Source organism: Candidatus Zymogenus saltonus (assembly GCA_016929395.1).
GTDB lineage: Bacteria > Desulfobacterota > Zymogenia > Zymogenales > Zymogenaceae > Zymogenus > Zymogenus saltonus.
Window position 1 is genome coordinate 1 of the sequence record JAFGIX010000022.1, and the last position, 20,276, is coordinate 20,276.

Genomic DNA, 20,276 nt, shown 5'->3' on the forward strand with positions numbered 1-20,276 from the left:
AGAAAAGAAACGAGATACCAAAGGAAGCCGCCTAAATCGGCGGCCCCGAGAGGACATACTGTACGGAAGGTGCTTGACTTTTACATATAAATAAATTTACAGGTTGTTTAGTATGGTTTATTATCTTGACAATTTATACTATTTTTTGATTGAATAATAGTAAAAATATTTGAAGAAAGAAAATGGACATTTCAAAGCTAACAGAAAAAGACATTAGAGACCTTATCGAGCGGAGAACAGAGCCTAAAAACCTCGATTACAAAGAGAGGTTCAAATGGGTTAAGAATAATAAAGATGGAATGCTAAATATAGTAAAAGACATTCTTGCTATGGCTAATACTCAAGATGGCGGGAAAATTATCTTTGGCGTTAGAGATAGTGATTACAACTTTGTAGGATTATCGCAAGAAGATTATGAATCCTTTGATCAGACAGAAGTTAACAATTTTCTTCAAAAATATGCAGAGCCAAAATTTGCATGTCAAGTCTATAAAATGGTAATTGATGGAAAGAATGTTGTTGTAATAGATATACCCGAATTTGAAGTGGAGCCAATAATTTGTAAAAAGGACGCCCATTCAACAGATAATCCTAAAGAACATATTTTAAAAGAAGGTCAGGTATTTATTAGGACAGATAAAGGAACGACAGAATCTATTAAATCAGTTGAGGACATGAGAGATTTATTAAGAAGGGCTACGGTTAAAAAAGGTGAAGAATTACTAAATAGTATTAAGCTTTTAATATCTGGGAAACCAATGAAACCAACTGACGAATCTTTGAAAAATTACAAAGCAGAAATTGAGGAAGTAAACAATTTTTTTGATGATAAGTTCGGCGATAGATACAAAAAATACGGATATTGGAATGTTATTTCATATCCGAACATTTATATACCTGATAGGATATTAAATAAAGAGGAAATAAGAAATTTAGTAGAAAGCTCTGAAGTAAGGTTACGTGGCTGGTATTTTCCATATACTAATAGAAATAGTGCTTCTTTTTTTAAAAAAGGTAGACGATCATATATTAACTTTGAAGATCATGTTGAAGGTTATAGTGCATTCAAAAGCGGTTTATTTTATTGGAAAGGATACTTTTGGAAAGATATTGATGAAGATAAAATTACGGATATAAACTTCATAGATACAATTTACTCTATTATGGAATTTCTGCTTTTTATAAAAAGATATTTCGATAAAATTTGTCTTAATGAAGATGACTTATTTATCGAAATATCATTATACGGTATAAAGGATCGTTCTTTAGTTTCAGATCATAGTAGTAGACAAATATCAGGCTTTTATAAAACAGAAGAGACATCAATACAAAGTGATATAAATATCAAACTATTTGACTTAAAAACCAATTATGAAGATTTAGTAAAAAGATTAGTAAAAGATATCTTTTTATATTTCAATTGGGAAATACCTGATGATACAATAGAACATTGGCAAAAAAGATTACATGAAAGATAGAACAAGCACATATTTTTAGAACACAATTATAAGTTTGGTAACGAACTACTTCTTCTAACAGATCTAAATTATTCAATCCCTCTATCCTAGCAATCAATTGACATTTCCCCCTCCTTCGTGTAAAGTGCGGTTTGGTAAGTCAACGTCAGGAGGCAAATCGTGATCCTCGTTCTAAAGAAAGAAATCACACCGAAACAAAAGGAGGGGCTGATCAAGGCCCTCAAAAAGGACGACTGCATGATAAGGGAGATCGTCGGCGTCGAGGACACCATTTTGGGCGTCGTCGGGAAGGTCAAGAAAGACCTCAGGTACTTCGAGACGCTGGAGGGGGTCGCCAAGGTCATCCCTATCTCGAAGCCGTACAAGCTCGTCAGCAGGGAGCTCCACCCGGAGCCGTCGATAATCATGGTCAACGACGTGGCCGTCGGGGGGGACAGGCTCGTCGTCATCGCCGGGCCGTGCGCCGTGGAGGAGAGGAAGAGAACCCTGGAAATAGCCCGGGTCGTCAAGAAGAGCGGGGCGGTCCTCTTTCGGGGGGGCGCCTTCAAGCCCAGGACCTCCCCCTACTCGTTTCAGGGGCTGGAGGAGGAGGGGCTCAAGATACTGGCCGAGGTGAGGGAGGAGACCGGCCTCGGGATAGTGACCGAGATGACCTCTCCGAGTCAGGCGGACCTGATGATGAAGTACGTGGACGTCGTTCAGGTGGGCGCCAGGAACATGCAGAGCTTCGAGCTCTTGAAGTCTATCGGCAGGATCGGAAAGCCGGTTCTTTTGAAGCGGGGGATATCTGCGACCATCGAGGAGTGGATGATGGCGGCCGAGTATATTCTATCGGAGGGAAACGACAAGGTCATCCTCTGCGAGCGGGGGATCAGGACGTTTGAGACCTACACAAGAAACACCCTCGACCTCACCGCCATACCGGTGATTAAGAAACTGACGCACCTCCCCATAATAGTCGATCCGAGCCACGCCACCGGCATCCGGGAGAAGGTGAGCCCAATGGCGAGGGCCGCCATCGCATCGGGGGCGGACGGGATAATGGTCGAGGTTCACACGGAGCCGGAAAAGGCCCTCTCCGACGGTCCCCAGAGTCTCTACCCGGAGCAGTTCGAGAAGCTGATGCGCGACCTTCACGTGATTGCGCCTGTGGTCGGAAAGCAGCTCGACTACGACTACATCGAAAAGGCGAAGATCATGCGGGCGCCCGTAAAAGAGGGAAGGGGAGAGAAGAAGGTCGTATACAGGGGCGTCCCCGGCTCTGCAAGCCACAAAGCGTGCATCCAGTTCTTCGGGTCGGATGTAAAGCAGAAAAGCGTTGACAGCTTCGAGGAACTCTTCGATGCCGTGGCGGGAGGGGAGGCCTATCTCGGGTTGATTCCCCTTGAAAACTCCCTCTCTGGGAGCATCCACGAGAACTACGATCTCTTGTTGGAGCACGACCTCAAGATAGTGGGCGAGCTGACGCTGCGCATAGTCCACAACCTGATCGGAAACAAGGGGGTCGACCTGAAGGAGATCAGGCGCGTCTACGGTGTGCCCCAGGTGTTCGAGAGGTGCAAGGAGTTCCTGGACGAAAACCCGAAGTGGGACCTCATCGCGGTCAGGGATTCCGCCGCCGGGATAGCCCGCCTGAAAAAGTCGGGGGACAAGACGGATGCGGTTATTGCCGGCGAGGAGGCGGCGATCATCTCGGGGCTGTCCATTCTGAAGGAGGGGATAGAGACCAGCCCTAAGAACTTCACGAGGTTCGTTATCATATCGGCCGGCGGTTTTGTCGAGGGGCCGGCGGACAAGACCTCGATGATCTTTGCGGTAAGCGACAGGCCGGGGGCGCTCTTCAAGACGCTCAAGGTCTTCGCCGAAGAGGAGATCAACATGGTCAAGCTCGAATCGAGAAAGGCGCTCGACACCGACTGGGACTTCATGTTCTACGTGGACATCGAGATGGGCGACAAGGACAAGCGCTACAAGAAGGTCATAAAGGGGCTTGAAGAAAACACCGACTTTGTGAAGGTCCTGGGGAGCTACAGGACCGGCTCCGTTTTGACGTAGATTTGGGGCGGAAATTGATGGAGTGGTCGTTGGTCATCATAACGTGTTCAATGTTTTAATGGGCCGTATCCGTCGATGGGTAGTTCCGTTAAAAGAGCTTTTGGTTGGATCGCTATAAAGGTTTGACATTTGTAATTCTTTAGGGTATTTTTTGACGGCATAATTGGTATGACGTCTCATATTTGATAATAGTTTAGATTAACAGGAGAAATATTATGGAGATACACGAATCGGAAGCGAGGCTGAAAAAGGAGATAAGCTTTCTGGGACTGGTGGCGGTTTTCGTCGGGATGAACATCGGCGGGGCGCTCTTTTCCCTCACCATCGTGGCGGCGGACATCACCGGCCCTTCGCTTCCTATAGCCATGATAATGGCGTCGATCCCGTCGCTCCTGGCGCTTGTCCCCTATTCGATGTTTTCAACTGCTTACCCTACGACCAGCGCCACATACCGCTACTGTCAGCTTTTAAATCCCCAGCTTGCTTTTATCGCAATGTTTACCCTTCTCCTCTGTATGCTGGTGGGGGCGCAGCCCCTCTTCGCGATGACCTTCGGGCAGTACTTTGACGATCTCTTTGCCGCCGATATAAATCCGGCCGTCGTGGGGGTTATTGTCTTGGCCGTTTTTTATGTGGTGAACCTGCTTGGGATAAAGTTCACAGCACAGCTACAGACCATCCTTTTTATCGTGATGATGGCGGCCCTAATCCTTTACGTGGTGCTCGGTGTTCCCCACGTTAGGGTCGAGAACTTCACGCCCATGTTTCCAAACGGCGTGGGGAAATTCATAGCCGCAACCGGGATGCTCTTTACCTTTTGCGCTGGGGGGCTCTTTGCCGTGGATTTGGGCGGCGAGGTGATAGACGGCTCCAGGAGGTACAAGAGGGCCCTCGTAACAGGGATGGGAATAGTGGTTGGAATATATCTGTTGATCCACATCGTTACCGTGGGCGCCGAAAGGTGGGACGCGCTGAAGGCCAAGGGGACGCTCACCACCGTTGCGGGGAATTTCATGAGTCCGGGATTGGTGGATTTTTTCATCATAGGCGGGGCGCTTGTGGCGTGCGCCACCACCATCAATATAATCTTCACCGTCATCTCCAGGGGGTTCGTGGTGATCTCCGGCGAGAAGATATTTCCCGACTTCATGGGAAAGGTGGGGGAGAAATCGGGCACTCCGTACTGGGGCCTGACGTTTATCTTTATCGTATGTGCCGCATCCCTCTTGATCCTTGCAAGTATCGGGCAAAAACCCGTAACCATCTTCGGGGCCATGACAAACTTCGGGCTGATCTTCCCGATTACTGTGGTATGTTTGGCGGGGGCGATAGTCCCCTTCAAAATGAATGCCATATACGAAAAATCCCGATTCAAGATATCGAAGAGGCTGGTGGCGGCGGTAAGCTGGACGGCGGTAATTCTGAACACGGCTATTTTTCTCCTCCTCTGCATGTTGATGATAAGCATAAAGCTTCATTTGACCGTTATCATGTTCTTCGTCTTTATGGCGATTTCCGCCCTCTACTACTACGGTAGGAAGATGGTTTTGAAAAAGCGCGGGATAAAGATGCCGGGACGGCCGATGTTTAAGTAACGGCCCTGTTTTCTTTACCCCTTTCTGTGGTTGATATTCGGTTCCGTAACGGGGCAGGAAATTGTCGGCGGCGGTCTGTCGGTTTTTTTGTAACGGATGAGAATGAGGAGGGGGCCGACCGGAGGCGTTTCTTGTCTTGGGTAACGATGCGGGGAGAGGGGATTCCCCCCTCCCCCGCTGTTTCTAAGCGGGCCGCCCACCATATTTGTCGGGGGGGAGGGTTTTACAGTTAACGGCCTTAAAGGTTTGTTGAGAGAAGTTTTACGGGTCATTTTTAAATATTTCGGGAAAGGATAGACAATGAACGGATTGGAAAGGGCGAAGACCGCCCTTGCCGTCAAGGTTCCCGACAGGGTTCCCCACTTCGAGCTTGCCTACAACGAGTCTTCGATAATAGGGATCGCCAGGCACTTCACCGACGACCTTCCCGCTATAGGCTATTTCCAGAAGATGAGTATCGAGGACAAGATAAAGCTCATGGAGGCGCTTATCCTCTTTATAGAGGAGCTCGACGTTGATGGAGTTGTGGTCAGGCTCTTTTCCGAGGTGAAGTTCATAGATGACTTGAGGTATGTGGACGATTGGGACGTGACCTATAAGCTCGACCCCAGCGGCGAGGCCTTAGTGGTCGACGGCCCGATAAAGACCCCGGGCGACCTCAAGGGGTACAAGGTGCCGAGGCCGAAGGAGACCGACATCCTGTCCCTCAGCTACTGCGCCCAGAGGTTCGGGGGGGAGCGGGCGGTCATCATGAGCATAAGGTGTCCCTTCCGGCTGAGCTGGAACCTGCTGGGCGGGATGGATAAGCTCCTAATAGCCTTCAGGAGAGACCCGGATCTTGTCAATACGCTGATGCGCTTAAGCGCCGACTACATAAAGGAGGAGATCGGGCTCGCGATAAAGATGGGCGCCGACATCATCTCGCTGGACGGGGACCTCGCCTACGACAGCGGGGCCTTCATGGCGCCGGAGCTCTTCGAGAGATACATTCATCCCCTCTATAACGAGATAGTCAAGTTGACCCACGATAGTGGCGCCATGATCTTCAAGCACTCCGACGGGAACGTCTGGAAGCTCATCGACTACTGGCTCGAATCCGGCTTCGACGGCATCCACCCGTTCCAGCCCCAGTGTATGGACATAGCCGAGGCGAAGGAGAGGATCGGCGACAGGGTCTGCCTCATGGGGAACATCGACTGTATCGAGACCCTCGTTACAGGAACGATCGAGGATGTCGAGGAGGAGGTGAAGCAAACCATCGAGATCGCCGCCCCCAACGGCGGATATATCCTGGCCTCGTCAAACACGATCCACCCGGGCGTCAAGCCCGAAAACTACATCGCCATGGTAAAGGCCCTCCATAAATACGGCTCATATATTGATTGAGCCGTATCGCTCTGTTGCTGGAAGGGTCGACCGATCGTTATATCTCACCTTCAAAGGACGATGACCTAAAAAGGGGGTTGGGACAATCCCCCTTCCCTTGATTTTTAGGATGACGCTGTAAATCCGCCCGTTATTCGCCTGAAATCAGCGCTTCAATCGGAAAAAATGAAAATTGTATAAAAATTTTGCATTTTTTTCTGGTATTTTTACCCTATTTTTGTATAATATTATACATAACTTTGCATCATTGTGTTCTATTATATTATATTGAAAAATAGTTTAGTGTAATTTTATATTAAAATATATATCGTGTCGATGGATACAACAATTCTCATCGTTGAGGATGACAGGGGTTTCAGCGGATTCCTTACGCAATCGTTGGAGGGAAGCGGCTATATTGTATACAGCGCCTTCACCGGTTCGGAGGGATTAAAGCTAATAAACAGCGTAAATCCCGATCTGGTTTTGTTGGATCTGATGCTGCCTGATATGAGCGGAATGGATTTATTGAGGGAAGTCAACGAGATGTACGAGCGTCCGCAGGTCGTGATGATGACCGCCCACGGTACTATCGAGACGGCCATCGACTCCATGAAGCTCGGAGCGGGTGATTACCTTATAAAGCCGATAATAGAGGACGAGCTTCTCATTGCCATCAAGAAGAATCTCAAGCACCTCGAGCTCTTGAGGGAGATAGAGTATCTGAAGGAGGTTGACAGGAAGAAGTACAAGTTCAATTATCTGGTGGGTCGCTCTCAGAAGATGTGGGAGATTTACCGTTTGGCGCTGTTTGTTGCGGGGTCGGACACCGCCACGGTCCTGATTGAAGGGGAGTCCGGGACGGGAAAGGAATATCTCGCAAGGTTCATCCACTACCGTTCGAGACGCCGTGACGAGCCCTTTGTGGAGATAAACTGTGCGGCGATACCCGAAAACCTTATAGAGACGGAGCTTTTTGGTTATGAGCCCGGCGCCTTTACCGATGCCAGGGTGAGGAAGAAGGGGCAGGTGGAGCTGGCCTCCGGGGGGACAGTCTTTTTGGACGAGATCGGGGAGATGTCCGTTCAGCTTCAGGCAAAGCTCTTGAGGTTTCTGGACACCATGACCTATAAGAGGGTAGGGGGAACGATGGATATAAAGCTGGATGTCAGGGTCATCGCTGCCACGAACAAGGACCTCGCCCTTGCCGTAACGAAAAACGAGTTCAGAAAAGACCTTTACTACAGGCTCAAGGTGATGCACCTGGTGCTTCCGACATTGAGGGAGCGGAAAGAAGATATAGAGCTTTTTGTGGCGGCCTTTTTGGAGGAGTTTTCAAAAAAGCTCAAAAAGAGGGTCAGCGGGATTTCCGAAGAGGCCATGGAGAAGATCATCGGTTATTCATGGAACGGCAACATCAGGGAATTGAGGAATGTCCTCGAGCGCGCCGTAATCGTCTCCGACGGTCCGCAGATAAGCGCAAGGCATCTGGCTATTGAATCCGTCAAAAAATCTTCAGATGATTACATTATACCGGCGGTTATACCTGAAGACGGAATAGATTTCAATGAGACAATAGACAAGGTGTCTTCCGAGATGATCTTGAAGGCCTTGAAGCAAACGGGCGGGAACAAATCCCGGGCCTCGCGTCTTCTGAAGATTCCCCGACAGGTGCTTCTCTATCAGATGAAGAAGCTGGGATTGAGGTAGAAAAGGAGTGGGGCGATTTTTGTTGTTTCTTATTTATGATATAGGGAATTCTTTAAATAGATCATAAAATATGGTAATTGAGATGGGGAGAAAGAGCATTATAAGTTTCAATGGGAGGATATTTTATAGGTATTTTTTTTGTAAAATATTATACACACCATTAGATTATCCCACAGATTGCTGATCTTATTGAAATTATTAAGGAAAAGAGGAAAAGATGGGATGTGGATATTTATGTGTGCAAAATATTTTGCATTAACTGTTTTTTGTCAAATAGGGGGTAAATCCGAGTTTTTCTATAAGGCTTATAAGTTATTGAAAAAATTGCCAAAATTAGATTCTCCTCTCCGGTTGAGAGGGGATTCTTTCGCTATTTAGGCATAAAAATTGCGTATTTATTATATCAATATGTATTATTGCACTTTTTATTAAAAGATTGGCATCTTTGGAATACGTGATTCATCTTCTCAAACCGTGAACGCACAAAAAAAGGGGATTCTATCTCTTGTAGAAATTAGTGTATAAGGATGGCTGTCGGTAAAAAAATGGCTGACAAAGGAAAAGCAATATTAATCGTGAATGATGAATCGACCTACGCTGATTTCCTGAAAAGTGATATTGAGGGGGCGTTTCCTGCGGTAGAGGTGAATATTGCCGACAGTGGAGAGAGCGCCCTGAAGATGACAGAAGAACATATGTATGATATTATAATAGCCGATACGGTTCTCCCGGGGATGGGGGGTGTAAACTTATTCCTTGAGATAAAGAAGCTCTTTCCCGATGTAAGAACGATTCTACTTTCCAATCACATCAATTCGAAAGAGAAGAAGCTTCTCGAAAAGGAGGGTCTCTTCGGTTATCTCGAAAAGCCGTTTTTGATTGAGAGCCTTGCGAAGATGATAGTGGAGGCAATGGAAACATAGGAAGATTATTTTCATGTCGGACAAAAAGATAAGGGTCTTGATTGTCGATGATGCCGATTTTATGAGAAGGGCCCTTACGAGGATTCTTGAAGCGGATCCGGATATAGAGGTTGTCGGGTACGGAAAGACGGGCAGGGAGGGGATTGACGCGATAAGGGAGCTGAGGCCGGACGTGGTGACCCTCGATATAGATATGCCTGAGATGGACGGCATTACGGCGTTAAAGCATATAATGATTAAGTATCCAACGCCCGTAGTGGTGGTGAGCGCCCTCACCCATCAGGGTCAGATTACCTTTGAGTCTCTGAGGCTCGGCGTTGTCGATTTTCTTCCTAAGCCGTCCGGTTCCGTCTCGAGGGATATGGAGCTTCAGAAGGAGGACCTTATAAGAAAGATTAAAATCGCCTCGGCCGTGGATATTGAAAAGGTAAGAAGGGCGAGGATAAGAGCTTTTGAAAAGAAGGGGAAACGGGGAGCTTGGTCGAAGAAGGGTATCCTTGTCATAGGGACCTCTCTCGGAGGGCCGAACAATCTGATCAGGTTTATCTCCAAACTGCCGGAGGATTTCCCGCTCCCTATTGTCGTAACGCAGGATATTTCACCGGTGATCCTCGAGTCTTTCGTGGAGAAGTTCGACAGCGTGTCTCCGATAAGGATCAGGAAAGCGGAGGACGGCGTGTGGCTAGATGCCTCCACCGCCTATATAAGTTCTTTGGATAAGGCCGTGACCTTCGAGAGAAACAGGTCAGGGGATGTGGTCTTGAGAGTCAATTCCTCCGAGGGAAATTCGATTGACAAAATGATGGTATCCGCTGCCGAAGTAATGCGCTCGGGGACCATCGGCTTCCTATTTGCCGGAGCGGAGGATGACGGCGTTAAGGGCCTTATGAAAATCAACGATATGGGCGGCGAGACGCTCATGGAGAACGGCAACAGCTATATTTTTCCGGAATCACAAATGGGGGCGTTAAAGGGGGCAAATGCTAAAAGTGTTCAAATCAGCGAGGATACCGTGTCTTTGATAATCGAACTGATCGGCAAGATCGAGCGAGGTGAAAGAGAATAATGGAAGACGGTAAGAAGTTAATCCTTGTTGTTGACGATGACGAAAACCTTCTCTTAGTAATTACCAAGTATCTGAAAGAGCTGTTGACGGAAGGTAAAGTCTTAAGCGCCATTTCCGGCGAGGATGCGCTGGAGATTATAAGGGAACACGAGATCGACCTTCTGATAACGGATATATATATGCCGGGATTGAGCGGTTTTGATCTCCTTATTGAGGCTAAGAGGAGGCTCCCCTCGATCAAGGTGATAATGATGACCGGATATTCCACGCCCGAGCTCCATAAGGAGGCGTTCGAGAAGGGATCGGTCGGCTTTATAGAGAAGCCTTTCCAGAATGAGGAGCTCCTAAGATTTGTGAGCAGCGCCTTTGAGCACGCGGGCAAGGGTTTCGCCGGGGCCATGGATGGAATACAGATTGCCGATATAATTCAGCTGAACTGCATTGCGAGGCTTAAAAACGTCGTAAGGATAAATACGGGCACCGATCAGGGAGCGATTTACTTTGAAAATGGAGACGTGGTTCACGCATCGACGGACAGGTTCGAGGGTGAAGATGCGCTCATGGCTATCCTGAATTTCCCCGGGGGGACCTTTTCAACAGAAAGGAACGTCTCCGCTCCGAAGACCTCCATCCACAAAAAGTGGGAGTCTCTGCTCCTTGAGACCTTCATCTATATCGATGAGAAGAAGAGGGGGGACTTTGTCCTCAAGGAGGAGGTCTCCGTCGATCACCAAAAGGATACAGAGGCCAAAAAGGATAACGGTACCATCAGGGTGTTGGTCGTAGACGACTCGAAGATAATCTCAAAGGGGATATCCGACATTTTGTCGAAGGACTTAAATATAGAAGTTATAGATACGGCCGCCGACGGAGAGGAAGCTCTTTTAAAGGTAAATGAGCATAATCCGGATGTCATAACCCTCGATGTCAACATGCCCGGGATGGACGGCCTTACGGCCTTGAAGCACATCATGATCATGAAGCCCACACCCGTGGTGATGCTCTCCGCCTATACCCAGGAAGGGGCGAGTACAACCTTCGATTCCTTGAGGTTCGGCGCCATCGACTTCATCTCCAAGCCGAGCTCCCGTCAGGATCTTAACCTTGACGACCAAAAGAAGATTATGATAGAAAAGGTCAAGAGGGCCGCCGGGGTCAAAACCAGCAGTATTCAACATATCCGGTTAAAACAGAACAAACGCCAAGAGGCAAGTGTTGACTCCCTGGAGAACACCAAGTATATAGTGGCCATGGGGGCGGCCCTGGGGGGGTACGGCGCTCTGCTCAAGATTCTCCCCTCGATTCCGGACGATTTTAATGCCGCGATCATAGTCGTGCAGTATATGCCGAAGGAGGTCGTCGAGCCGTTCTCGAAGTACCTGAGTCAGTTTTCACCGATTGTAGTGAAGTCCGCCGAGGACGGTGATATAATAAAGAGCGGAGTGTGTTACATTTCGTCCGACAGCGATTATATCACCGTTGAGGGGGGGAGCGAAGGGGCAAGGCTTAAGATTCACGACCGACCATTTGACTTCGATCATCCCAACTCGTTCAACATGCTTTTGATCTCACTTACCGAGTCCTTCGGCGACAAGACTCTCGGCGTGATCCTGACGGGGGAAGGAACGGATGGCTTGGAGGGCGCGGCGGAGGTGAAAAACGTCGGAGGAAAGGTCTTCGCCCAAATGCCCGAGACATGTCTGTCTCCCGATATGTCCAAAAAGGTGATTGACTCCGGCCTCGCCGATAAAGTGGTATCGGATGTCAGACTTGCCCACGAGATTGCCGCGGCATTAAAAAATATATAATCGTGCGTCGGGAGTAAATATGAGTTATAATATATTGGTTGTCGACGATTCAAAAGTTATAAGGGATTCCTTGAGAGTAATATTTGAGGCGGAGGGATACAAGGTCGATTCGGCGGAAAATGGTGCGGATGCCCTGGACAAGGCAAGGGAAAATAAATACAGCGGAATTATTACGGATGTCTTTATGCCGGTCATGGACGGATATGAATTCATAAAGCGGGTAAGGGGCATTGACGGATATAATTCAGTGCCGATCATAATCATCACCGTGGAGGAGGAGATCAGGATGCACCGGGAAAAGGGACTCCATGCCGGGGCGAACATATATCTCGCAAAGCCTACGGAGCCTAAGAAACTTGTGACGAATATGAAGATGCTCTTGGGGGAAAGCCTTGAACGTTGATGGTTTCAAATTAGTGACAGATTACATGAAAGATACGCTGGGCCTCGAATTTTCCAACGGGCAGGAAAAGGTCTTCGAGAAGAAAATCGCCGAGAGAATAGAGGAGCTTCAAATGGCCGACATCTTCAACTACTACCTCGCCCTGAAACACAGGTACAAGGAGATCGAGCTCATCAACCTCCTGGAGAGGCTCAATATCAACGAGACCTATTTTTACAGGGAAGAGGATAAACTGAAGGCCTTAAAAAACCAGGTGTTCCCGGGTCTCATTGACAGTAAGTCCAACGCCGACAGGTTTATCCACATCTGGAGCGCCGGATGCTCCACCGGTGAGGAGCCCTTTACGATCGCGATGATGCTGAAGGAGAAGATCGAGGAGAACCCCGACGCTGAATCGACTCAGGTCAGGATCATGGCCACCGACATCAACAGGTTATCCCTTGCCGCGGCAAGGAGGGGGGTATACGACGAGTGGTCGGTAAGACACCTTCCGGAGATTTATATCGAAAAGTACACGACCAGAAGAAACGGGACTTTCGAGGTTTCCGATGAATTGAAGAAGATGATCGAGTTTTTGCCCCTTAACCTCAACGACACCGAATCGTGGATAAAAAAGCGGGGTTTTTTCTTTGACATTATCTTTTGCAGAAACGTGTTGATGTATTTTTCTCAGGACAGGGCCAGGGCGGTTATCGATGGATTCGCCAAGGTCTTGCGCAAGGGGGGATTCCTCTTCGTGGCCTCGACGGAGTCGGTGACCAGGCACTCCGACCTCTTTGCGGCAAGGAAGATAGAAGGCAGTTTCATTTATGAGAAAGTCTGATATTATATTATTTTGGATTGTAATATTTTCATCTATTTAGGAGGTGATTATAATGGCAGAAGCCGAAAGGAGCGATCTCTCGATAGGTAGGGGCGGCGATTCTCAGATCGTGACCTTTTTCCTTGCGGATGAGGAGTTCGGCGTGGACATACTCCTTGTCAAGGAGATAATAAGGCCCGCTCCCATCACGGAGGTTCCCAACACGCTATCTTACGTAGAGGGGGTTATCAACCTCAGGGGGAAGGTGGTCCCCGTGGTCGACCTTAGAAAGAGGCTCTATCTACCCGCCTCCCCGCAGGACAAGTCGACCAGGATTATGATTATCGAGATGCAGGAAAGGACAACCGGCTTTATTCTTGACAGCGTCTCGAAGGTTATTACGCTCCCAAAAGATTCCATACAGGCCGCGCCTGACATGATCACGGTAGGAGTGGATAGTGAATACATACTGGGAGTCAGCAGGGTGGAGGATGGGGGAGACAGACTGATCATACTGCTCGATTTCTCCAAGATACTCACGGAGACGGAGAGGGATGAGATCGGTCATCTGGAATAGCGTGAGTTGCGGGATACCGGGAGTGTTTTAGTGATATGGCGTCCCGACCAAGGGAGGGGAAGTAATGGAAGGCGCCGCAAGGTCTGGATAAAAAATCTTATTGTTATAGTTATTTGAGAAGTTTTTGGAATAAAAGAGTTTAAGAAATAAAAATATCAGGAGGATAAAATGCGATTTACGATCAGAACAAAATTGTTGTTTTGGTTTTCTATACTGGCTACAGCGGGCATTCTTAGTTTTGCTATCCCGAGTTATTTGAGAAGTGCTTCTGACATCGAAAAACTCGTACAAGAAGAACTATCAGTATTGCTCGATTCAGCTGACAGCGCCGTTACAATCTTCTTCTATGAAAGGGAGAAGGACCTGGAAACGGCGGAGAAAATCGATTCATTAGATAACGCCCTTGCGGGGATCGGCACCTGGGAGGAATACAGCGCATATTTAAGAAAGTTCAAGGAGGTCAGGAAAGACGTTGTTGACGATTTCCGTTTTTTTGACAGAGACGGAATCCTCGTAGCATCATCGTCGCCGGACTTGATGGGAGAGAGCTTTACAAGGCGAAAGTACGTAACGGAGCCGCTGAAGGGAGAGGTGGAGTTCTGGATCCAGCCTTACGTCAGCACGGAGACCCTGGGCCCGAGGATCGCCGTGTCCAAGCCGGTCAAGAGGAACGGAAGGGTCGTTGGTGTTCTCGTGGAATACGTCTCGTGGAAGTACCTTGACGAAAATCTTTTTATACACGCCCGTATTGGAGAGACCGGCGAGGCCTATATAGTCGATGTGAAGACAGGGCTGATGGCTACGGAGTCTCTATTTGTAGATGACTTGAAAAAAGAGGGGCTTGTGAAGGAGAGCGCCATCTCAGAGCTCAACCTGACCGATACCGAGGGCTACGCAAAAGTCTTGAAGGAATCTACGGGACACAATGACCCTGTAAACGGGGAGTGGAAAAGTTACAGGGGCGTGGATGTCTTCGGGGCGGGCGTCTATCTCTCGGACCTCGGCCTTATTGTTATGGTGGAACAGGATGTTAATGAGGCATTGGCAATACTTAAAGCCACGAGGAACTACTACATTGTTGCCGGAATACTGCTTTTCATTGGTATTTGGATTTTCATCTTTCTTATCTCCGCTGTTATTACAAGACCCATTGTGAGGGCGACCGAAGAGATTAGAAGGGCCACCGATACCGCCGACCTGACGACGAGGCTTGAGGTTACAACAAAGGACGAGATAGGCGATCTTATTGAGGGGTATAACGCTTTTGTCGAGCGTCTCGAAAATATCGTGGCGAGGGTGGCCAAGGGGGCCGGAACGGTTCGGGGCCTTTCTGAGGAAGCGGGGCCTGTTGCCGCGAGGAATGCGGAGATCATGGCGGGACTCAGGAGAAGGATGGAGGAGATATCCTCCATTACTGAGACGGAGGTGGAGAGTTCAAGAAACGCCCTTAACATCATAACGGAAATGGCCCGGGGTGCTGTAGGTGTTCAGGACAGGGCGCAGGCTCAGGCCACAAACGCCGCCCAGACTTCTTCGGCCATCAACGAGATGGCAACATCGGCGAAAGAACTCTCAAACGAAGCGGAAAGGGTCCGGGCGACCGGTCAAGAGTCGCTCGAAAGGCTAACGGAGGCCTTGGGGCTTGCGCGTAATGTTGCCGAGAACGCCGCCCGTACGGCGGAGAGGGCCGCCGGTACGCTGGAACTCGCCGAGGAGGGCCGTGAAGCCGTCCGCAGAACGGAAGAGGGTATAAACTCGATAGCCGAATCTACAAACCAGGTGTTTGAGATCGTCGAGGTTATCGACGACATCGCCGAGCAGACGAACCTCCTCGCTCTAAACGCCGCGATCGAGGCCGCCAGGGCAGGGGAGCATGGCAAGGGTTTTGCGGTCGTCGCCGACGAGGTAAGAAAGCTCGCCGAGCGAAGCGGTGAGGCCACGAAAGAGATCACGGAGCTCATCAAGACGGCAAACAAGGCTGTCGATGAGGGAACTAAACTGGCCGGCGAGATTGCCAAGGAATTCGAGACAATCCGTGAAAACGCCGAGCAGGCGGCCGGTACCGCAAGGGGCAACGTGGAGGCGGCAAGGCGGGCCACGGAGGACCTCGAGGTCGGTGTGGCGGGCGGTAAGACCGCAAACGAGATCAACGAGGCGGTCTCCGAAGCCATGAGCCAGCAGCTCAAGAGCATCGAAGAGGTTCTCAGGTCGATGGACGAGCTTGCGTCCCTCGCCCAGGAGATCGTGGAAGTTACCACCGAGCAGGCACGAAGAGCCCGGACCATTGAAGATACGATTCAGGGGATTGTGGAAGGCTCCGCGGAGATCAATACATCCATTATAGAGGGCGTTAAGGAGACGGAGACTGTGGCCGAGGGTGCCGGTATAGTCAGGGATGGCCAGTTGACAATCACCGAGCTTTCCGGCGCCAACGCCCAGCTCATGGCCCAGTTTAAGTTCAGAGGGCTCGTGGAGTAGGACAAATAAGGACAGGTGGTTAAAGGAACCCCCATTTTTGGGCGCTGTATCTCCCATTGCCTTGAGGCACAACGGCGGAGATGGGGGAATCTCTTGCACGCACCCAATCTAAACTTCCCGCCGGCCGTTGTTGTATGGCTCGGGGTGGAGATGCAAAGGCAAGATGCAAAGGGGCTTGGATGATAATAAGCAAGAGGGGACCGGCGGGGCGACTAGTTGGGGAGGAGGGGGAGCTGTCAATGGTGCTGTCTCCGTTAGCGGATACGGCTTTATGGGGATCTTGGGTTGAATAATTGATATGATGGGGCGGGATCGCGATGGGGAGTAAATTGCGGTTGAGGCGGATGGTTTTTCAAGTTCTGTGATGGGGCGTACCGAATCAGAGGGGGCCGAACCGTTATAGTGTTTTTTAGAGGGGAGTTTAAAAGAGGATAAAAATTTCAAGGAGTTCATGCATGGCCAGAACAGTGTTGGTGGTAGACGATTCCACGTTTATGCGAAATCGCATAAAAGAGGCCCTCGAAGGGGATGAATTGACCGTAGCCGGTGAGGCCAAAGATGGTGACGAGGCGATAGCCCTTTATAGGGAGCTTAGGCCGGACCTGGTCACAATGGACGTAACTATGCGAAACACCGACGGTTTTACCGCCGCCGAGGTCATTCTCAAGGAGTTTCCGGATGCAAACCTGGTGCTTTTGACCCTGCGTCAGGAGGCGGAAAAACACTTCCTCGAGGAGGCGGCAAAGAAAATGGGTATTAAGGCGGTGATACTGAAACCCTTCAAACCGGAGGAGCTGAAGGCCTCGATTCTTGGAATATTGAAGGATTGACCCACGTCTCTGATTTTTAAGATCAATGGGCGGCTGAACGAGGTTGTGGTGTTGTTCGTAAATGGTTCTCGGTTCAATCAGTTTTTTTAGGAAGATTATCTATGGGGACAAAAAAGGGCGATTTTCAGTGGGATGGTGTAAATCGGAGAAAGGAAAAAAAGCGAAAGATAGAAAGGAGACAGTACAGCTGGCGCTCGATCCAGCTTGGCGATGCGATCAGGAAATACGAAAGGAGGAAAGAAGAGAGAAGGAAAAGCATCAAAGAGAGGAAAAAATACGCCATCTTTACAAACCTGAAGAAGAAGCTCTTGATATACTTCCTGTTGATTGTCTTTGTTTCCCTCTCCATAAGCCTGGAGTTGATTTGGGAGGCGGGAGAGACGAAGCTTAAGGATGAACTGAAAAGCGGTGTAATAACGGAGGCGCCTGAGGGGGAGGTCAGGGATGCGGTATCGGCGATAGACTACGACCAGGCCTTCAAGTCCTTGCATAGGCTTCAGATTAGAATGGTAATCATCCTTGCCATTGTTGCCTTTGCTGTGTTTCTCACCTTGTATTTCTTTATAAAGGACGTCGCCGATCCCCTGGACGAAATGGTCAAGACGGCAAAAGAGGTATCGAAGGGGAACCTGGGAAGGACGGTCCCCGTATACTCCAAGGACGAGATAGGGCAGCTTGGCTCCATCATAAACGATATCACCGCGGATTTTCAGGAGGTACTCCTAATGGTTGGGAAGATCAGCCTTTCCGCCTCCGACGCCACGGATATTATTCACAACAAGGTGGAGGTGTTGAAGGAGAAGAAGATAAGCGACGATATTCAGAAGCAGCTAAATGTTTTATACAAAGATATAAGCGAGTTGAAATCACTGGTGGAATCCTTCAGCTTCTACCATATCGACCTGGACAAGCTGTAACTCGCGATATCAAATACTTTTTTAAGGCGTTTTTTTCATAATGGAATACATTTTAGATTTCTGGGCCTCGGCATCCGGCAATTTATTTATGTTTCCGGTTGCCATCTGCGTGGCGGCCCTGGCTACGGGGAGCGGATTCGGCGGCGGAATAATATTTCTGCCCATCTTCGTCTACGTCCTTGATATGACGATACCCCAGAGCATAGGAACCAGCATGGTAACGGAGCTTTGTGGAATGACCTCGGCGATGATCGGGTATGTGAGACAGAGGCAGATCGAGTACGGGATGGCCTTTCCGATGGTTCTTCTCTCCATTCCGGGAGTAGTCATCGGTCTCCATCTGGCTATGGTGATAAACGAGGCGATTTTGAAGGTTTTTTTTGGATTGCTCGTTGTAGGATGTGCCGCGTGGACATTTGTATCGATGATTGAGAGGAAATATGGAGACAGGGAGGGACTTAACGTGGAGGAGATGTATCCCTTCAGCTGGGTTCCCTTTATCGGCGGCATATCAAGCGGATTGAGCTCTGTTGGTACGGCGGAGACCATTTTCCCCCTTCTGGAAAGGATCTACAAAATCAACGTCCACAGAGCGATCGCCACGACCATTGTGGTAGAGGGGCTGGTGGGGTGGGTTGCCACGTCGATAAATATCTGGGAGGGACAGATCCGGTGGGACGTGGCCGTCTTCACCATGACGGGCGTTCTGATAGGCGGACAGCTGGGGCCAATCGTAAACAGGATTACCCCGGTCTCGGTCCTAAAGGTTATATTCTCGGTATTCGTATTCTTGACAGGATCGAAGATGGTTTACGATAACATCCCGAAAATTTTAGGTCTTTTTAAGTAGTGTTCTTAAATAGTGTTCGATAATGGCAGTTTCAAAAAAGGGAGCCTCCTCGATTTCGAGGAGGATGACGATATATATATTGATCATCGTCTTTACAATGCTGATCCTCGGGGTGGAGTTCTTCGTGGAGATAAACAGCGGCGATTTGAAGGGGGAGCTGGTAGAGAACTTCCAGAGGCTCAACAGGGGCGAGATCACGGAGACCGCGGCGGTCGCTCCCCTCGTTCACGTGAGGAACAAGGTAATGCTTTTGCTTGCGATTCAGGTTTTGGTTACGGGCGTGGTTTTCATGCTGTTCGTCAAGAAGATAAATATCCCCCTAAAGAGGATGTTCACCGTGTCGTCGAAGATCGCCGCCGGAGACATGAAGGAGCCGATGCCTGTCTACATGACCGATGAGATAGGGAGGATGAGCGAGTTTATAAACGACCTTGTGAGCGACTTCGGGGAGGTCGTGGCCCATGTGAGGCTGTTCGCAAATTGCGGAGTGGAATCGATCGAAGACATTGAGGAGGCGATCTATAAGGAAGACCTGAAAAATGCGAAAATAATGATCGAGGTCATGAAGGGAGATATCCTGCAGCTCAACGATATGATGAAGGACTTTAAGCTCTTTACCGTTGGGCCAGAGCGGAAACGGTGACGGCGAAGATGGAGGATTTTTATTTTCTGTCGTTTTTCGCGGGCGTGTTGATCGCGATGATGGTTACGCTGACCGGAATTGGGGGAGGAATCTTGTGGTCCCCGTTTCTGATGGTGGTTTATAAATTTTCCCCGGAAAAGGCGATAACCACCGCCCTCTTCATTCAGATGGTGGGGATGCTCGGGGGCGCGTATCAATACTTGAGGTCGGGAAGGGTGGACATAAGGCTTGCCCTACTTTACACGGCCTTCGCCCTTCCGATGGTGGTTCTGGGGTCGTTCCTCGGGGAGAGAGTGGGAGAAAAGGTACTTACGGTTTCCCTTGGACTTGTGGCGATAGGCGTTGCCGTCCTTTTCATCTCCGGCGACGACTGGTACGGGGAGGAGGTGAAAAAGAGGGCCGAGATCAAAACAGCGCTCAGATACGGAGTGGTACCCCTTGTGACCTCGGTCTTGAGCGGCATGCTCTCCGTTGGAGTGGGGGATTTTATAGTTCCGGTGATGGTAAAGAAGTTGAAGCTGTCTATGGAGGTCGCAATAGGGACGGCCCTTGCGATTATGTTTGTAGTTGTTGCGTTCGGGGCGTTTTCCCACCTCCTCTTTGAGGGGAGCGCATCTTGGCCGGTTCTATTGTGGGCGGCGGGCGGGGTGCTTTTAGGTGGGTTTTTAGGATCGAATATCTCGGAGAGGATAAATGACGCCCACTTGAGAGAGCTCTTTATATTTATTTTGCTCTTCATAGGGATTCATATGATATATACCGGTGTTTGAGATATT

17 protein-coding genes are annotated in these 20,276 nt (G+C 49.2%); all 17 read left to right on the plus strand.

Features of this window, described 5'->3' with window-relative positions; all coding sequences use genetic code 11:
* The first annotated feature begins 182 nt into the window (after positions 1-182).
* The 17 genes from JW984_04205 to JW984_04285 all read left to right on the plus strand — a co-directional run bounded on the left by JW984_04205 (position 183) and on the right by JW984_04285 (position 20,270).
* Positions 183-1,478 (plus strand): ATP-binding protein, encoded by a 1,296-nt coding sequence (locus JW984_04205; protein ID MBN1572380.1) that lies wholly within the window; start codon positions 183-185, stop codon positions 1,476-1,478.
* A 159-nt stretch (positions 1,479-1,637) separates the two neighbouring features.
* The gene (gene aroF, locus JW984_04210) at positions 1,638-3,533 is read left to right on the plus strand and encodes a 3-deoxy-7-phosphoheptulonate synthase (protein ID MBN1572381.1); all 1,896 of its coding nucleotides are present in this window, start codon (positions 1,638-1,640) and stop codon (positions 3,531-3,533) included.
* Positions 3,534-3,748: 215 nt separating this feature from the next.
* A complete protein-coding gene (locus tag JW984_04215) occupies positions 3,749-5,128 on the plus strand; it encodes an amino acid permease (GenBank protein MBN1572382.1) in 1,380 nt (459 codons plus the stop codon).
* 300 nt (positions 5,129-5,428) lie between these two features.
* On the plus strand, positions 5,429-6,514 hold the full coding sequence (locus JW984_04220; protein MBN1572383.1) for a hypothetical protein: 1,086 nt from the start codon (positions 5,429-5,431) through the stop codon (positions 6,512-6,514).
* A gap of 315 nt (positions 6,515-6,829) precedes the next feature.
* A complete protein-coding gene (locus JW984_04225; GenBank protein MBN1572384.1) occupies positions 6,830-8,203 on the plus strand; it encodes a sigma-54-dependent Fis family transcriptional regulator in 1,374 nt (457 codons plus the stop codon).
* 527 nt (positions 8,204-8,730) lie between these two features.
* Positions 8,731-9,126, plus strand: a complete 396-nt coding sequence (locus JW984_04230; protein ID MBN1572385.1) for a response regulator — start codon at positions 8,731-8,733, stop codon at positions 9,124-9,126.
* 13 nt (positions 9,127-9,139) lie between these two features.
* On the plus strand, positions 9,140-10,192 hold the full coding sequence (locus JW984_04235; protein MBN1572386.1) for a response regulator: 1,053 nt from the start codon (positions 9,140-9,142) through the stop codon (positions 10,190-10,192).
* On the plus strand, positions 10,192-12,000 hold the full coding sequence (gene cheB / locus JW984_04240) for a chemotaxis-specific protein-glutamate methyltransferase CheB (protein MBN1572387.1): 1,809 nt from the start codon (positions 10,192-10,194) through the stop codon (positions 11,998-12,000). The genes JW984_04235 and cheB overlap by 1 nt, the downstream gene beginning before the upstream one ends.
* Positions 12,001-12,019: 19 nt before the next feature.
* Positions 12,020-12,403 (plus strand): response regulator, encoded by a 384-nt coding sequence (locus JW984_04245; protein ID MBN1572388.1) that lies wholly within the window; start codon positions 12,020-12,022, stop codon positions 12,401-12,403.
* Positions 12,393-13,226, plus strand: a complete 834-nt coding sequence (locus JW984_04250) for a protein-glutamate O-methyltransferase CheR (protein MBN1572389.1) — start codon at positions 12,393-12,395, stop codon at positions 13,224-13,226. Before JW984_04245 ends, JW984_04250 begins: the two co-directional genes overlap by 11 nt.
* A 52-nt stretch (positions 13,227-13,278) precedes the next feature.
* The gene (locus tag JW984_04255) at positions 13,279-13,782 is read left to right on the plus strand and encodes a chemotaxis protein CheW (protein MBN1572390.1); all 504 of its coding nucleotides are present in this window, start codon (positions 13,279-13,281) and stop codon (positions 13,780-13,782) included.
* 306 nt (positions 13,783-14,088) lie between these two features.
* The gene (locus tag JW984_04260) at positions 14,089-16,260 is read left to right on the plus strand and encodes a HAMP domain-containing protein (GenBank protein MBN1572391.1); all 2,172 of its coding nucleotides are present in this window, start codon (positions 14,089-14,091) and stop codon (positions 16,258-16,260) included.
* Positions 16,261-16,715: 455 nt separating this feature from the next.
* Positions 16,716-17,090, plus strand: a complete 375-nt coding sequence (locus tag JW984_04265; protein ID MBN1572392.1) for a response regulator — start codon at positions 16,716-16,718, stop codon at positions 17,088-17,090.
* A gap of 101 nt (positions 17,091-17,191) precedes the next feature.
* Entirely contained in the window at positions 17,192-18,007 is an 816-nt protein-coding gene (locus tag JW984_04270; GenBank protein ID MBN1572393.1) for a HAMP domain-containing protein, read from the plus strand.
* A 40-nt stretch (positions 18,008-18,047) separates the two neighbouring features.
* Positions 18,048-18,857: a sulfite exporter TauE/SafE family protein gene (locus JW984_04275; GenBank protein MBN1572394.1), complete on the plus strand. Its 810-nt coding sequence runs from the start codon at positions 18,048-18,050 to the stop codon at positions 18,855-18,857.
* Between the two features lie 22 nt (positions 18,858-18,879).
* On the plus strand, positions 18,880-19,500 hold the full coding sequence (locus tag JW984_04280) for a hypothetical protein (protein ID MBN1572395.1): 621 nt from the start codon (positions 18,880-18,882) through the stop codon (positions 19,498-19,500).
* A gap of 8 nt (positions 19,501-19,508) precedes the next feature.
* Positions 19,509-20,270, plus strand: coding sequence for a sulfite exporter TauE/SafE family protein (locus tag JW984_04285; protein MBN1572396.1), 762 nt, complete (start codon positions 19,509-19,511; stop codon positions 20,268-20,270).
* The last annotated feature ends 6 nt before the right edge of the window (positions 20,271-20,276 follow it).

Excerpts from the sequence above, each read along its gene's own strand:
- JW984_04270 (MBN1572393.1), top strand. The coding sequence starts at position 17,192 with ATGGGGACAAAAAAGGGCGATTTTCAGTGGGATGGTGTAAATCGGAGA.
- cheB (MBN1572387.1), top strand. The coding sequence starts at position 10,192 with ATGGAAGACGGTAAGAAGTTAATCCTTGTTGTTGACGATGACGAAAAC.
- JW984_04245 (MBN1572388.1), top strand. The coding sequence starts at position 12,020 with ATGAGTTATAATATATTGGTTGTCGACGATTCAAAAGTTATAAGGGAT.
- JW984_04220 (MBN1572383.1), top strand. The coding sequence starts at position 5,429 with ATGAACGGATTGGAAAGGGCGAAGACCGCCCTTGCCGTCAAGGTTCCC.
- JW984_04275 (MBN1572394.1), top strand. The coding sequence starts at position 18,048 with ATGGAATACATTTTAGATTTCTGGGCCTCGGCATCCGGCAATTTATTT.
- JW984_04280 (MBN1572395.1), top strand. The coding sequence starts at position 18,880 with ATGGCAGTTTCAAAAAAGGGAGCCTCCTCGATTTCGAGGAGGATGACG.
- JW984_04215 (MBN1572382.1), top strand. The coding sequence starts at position 3,749 with ATGGAGATACACGAATCGGAAGCGAGGCTGAAAAAGGAGATAAGCTTT.
- JW984_04225 (MBN1572384.1), top strand. The coding sequence starts at position 6,830 with ATGGATACAACAATTCTCATCGTTGAGGATGACAGGGGTTTCAGCGGA.
- JW984_04230 (MBN1572385.1), top strand. The coding sequence starts at position 8,731 with ATGGCTGTCGGTAAAAAAATGGCTGACAAAGGAAAAGCAATATTAATC.
- JW984_04285 (MBN1572396.1), top strand. The coding sequence starts at position 19,509 with ATGGAGGATTTTTATTTTCTGTCGTTTTTCGCGGGCGTGTTGATCGCG.
- JW984_04205 (MBN1572380.1), top strand. The coding sequence starts at position 183 with ATGGACATTTCAAAGCTAACAGAAAAAGACATTAGAGACCTTATCGAG.
- JW984_04265 (MBN1572392.1), top strand. The coding sequence starts at position 16,716 with ATGGCCAGAACAGTGTTGGTGGTAGACGATTCCACGTTTATGCGAAAT.
- JW984_04235 (MBN1572386.1), top strand. The coding sequence starts at position 9,140 with ATGTCGGACAAAAAGATAAGGGTCTTGATTGTCGATGATGCCGATTTT.
- JW984_04255 (MBN1572390.1), top strand. The coding sequence starts at position 13,279 with ATGGCAGAAGCCGAAAGGAGCGATCTCTCGATAGGTAGGGGCGGCGAT.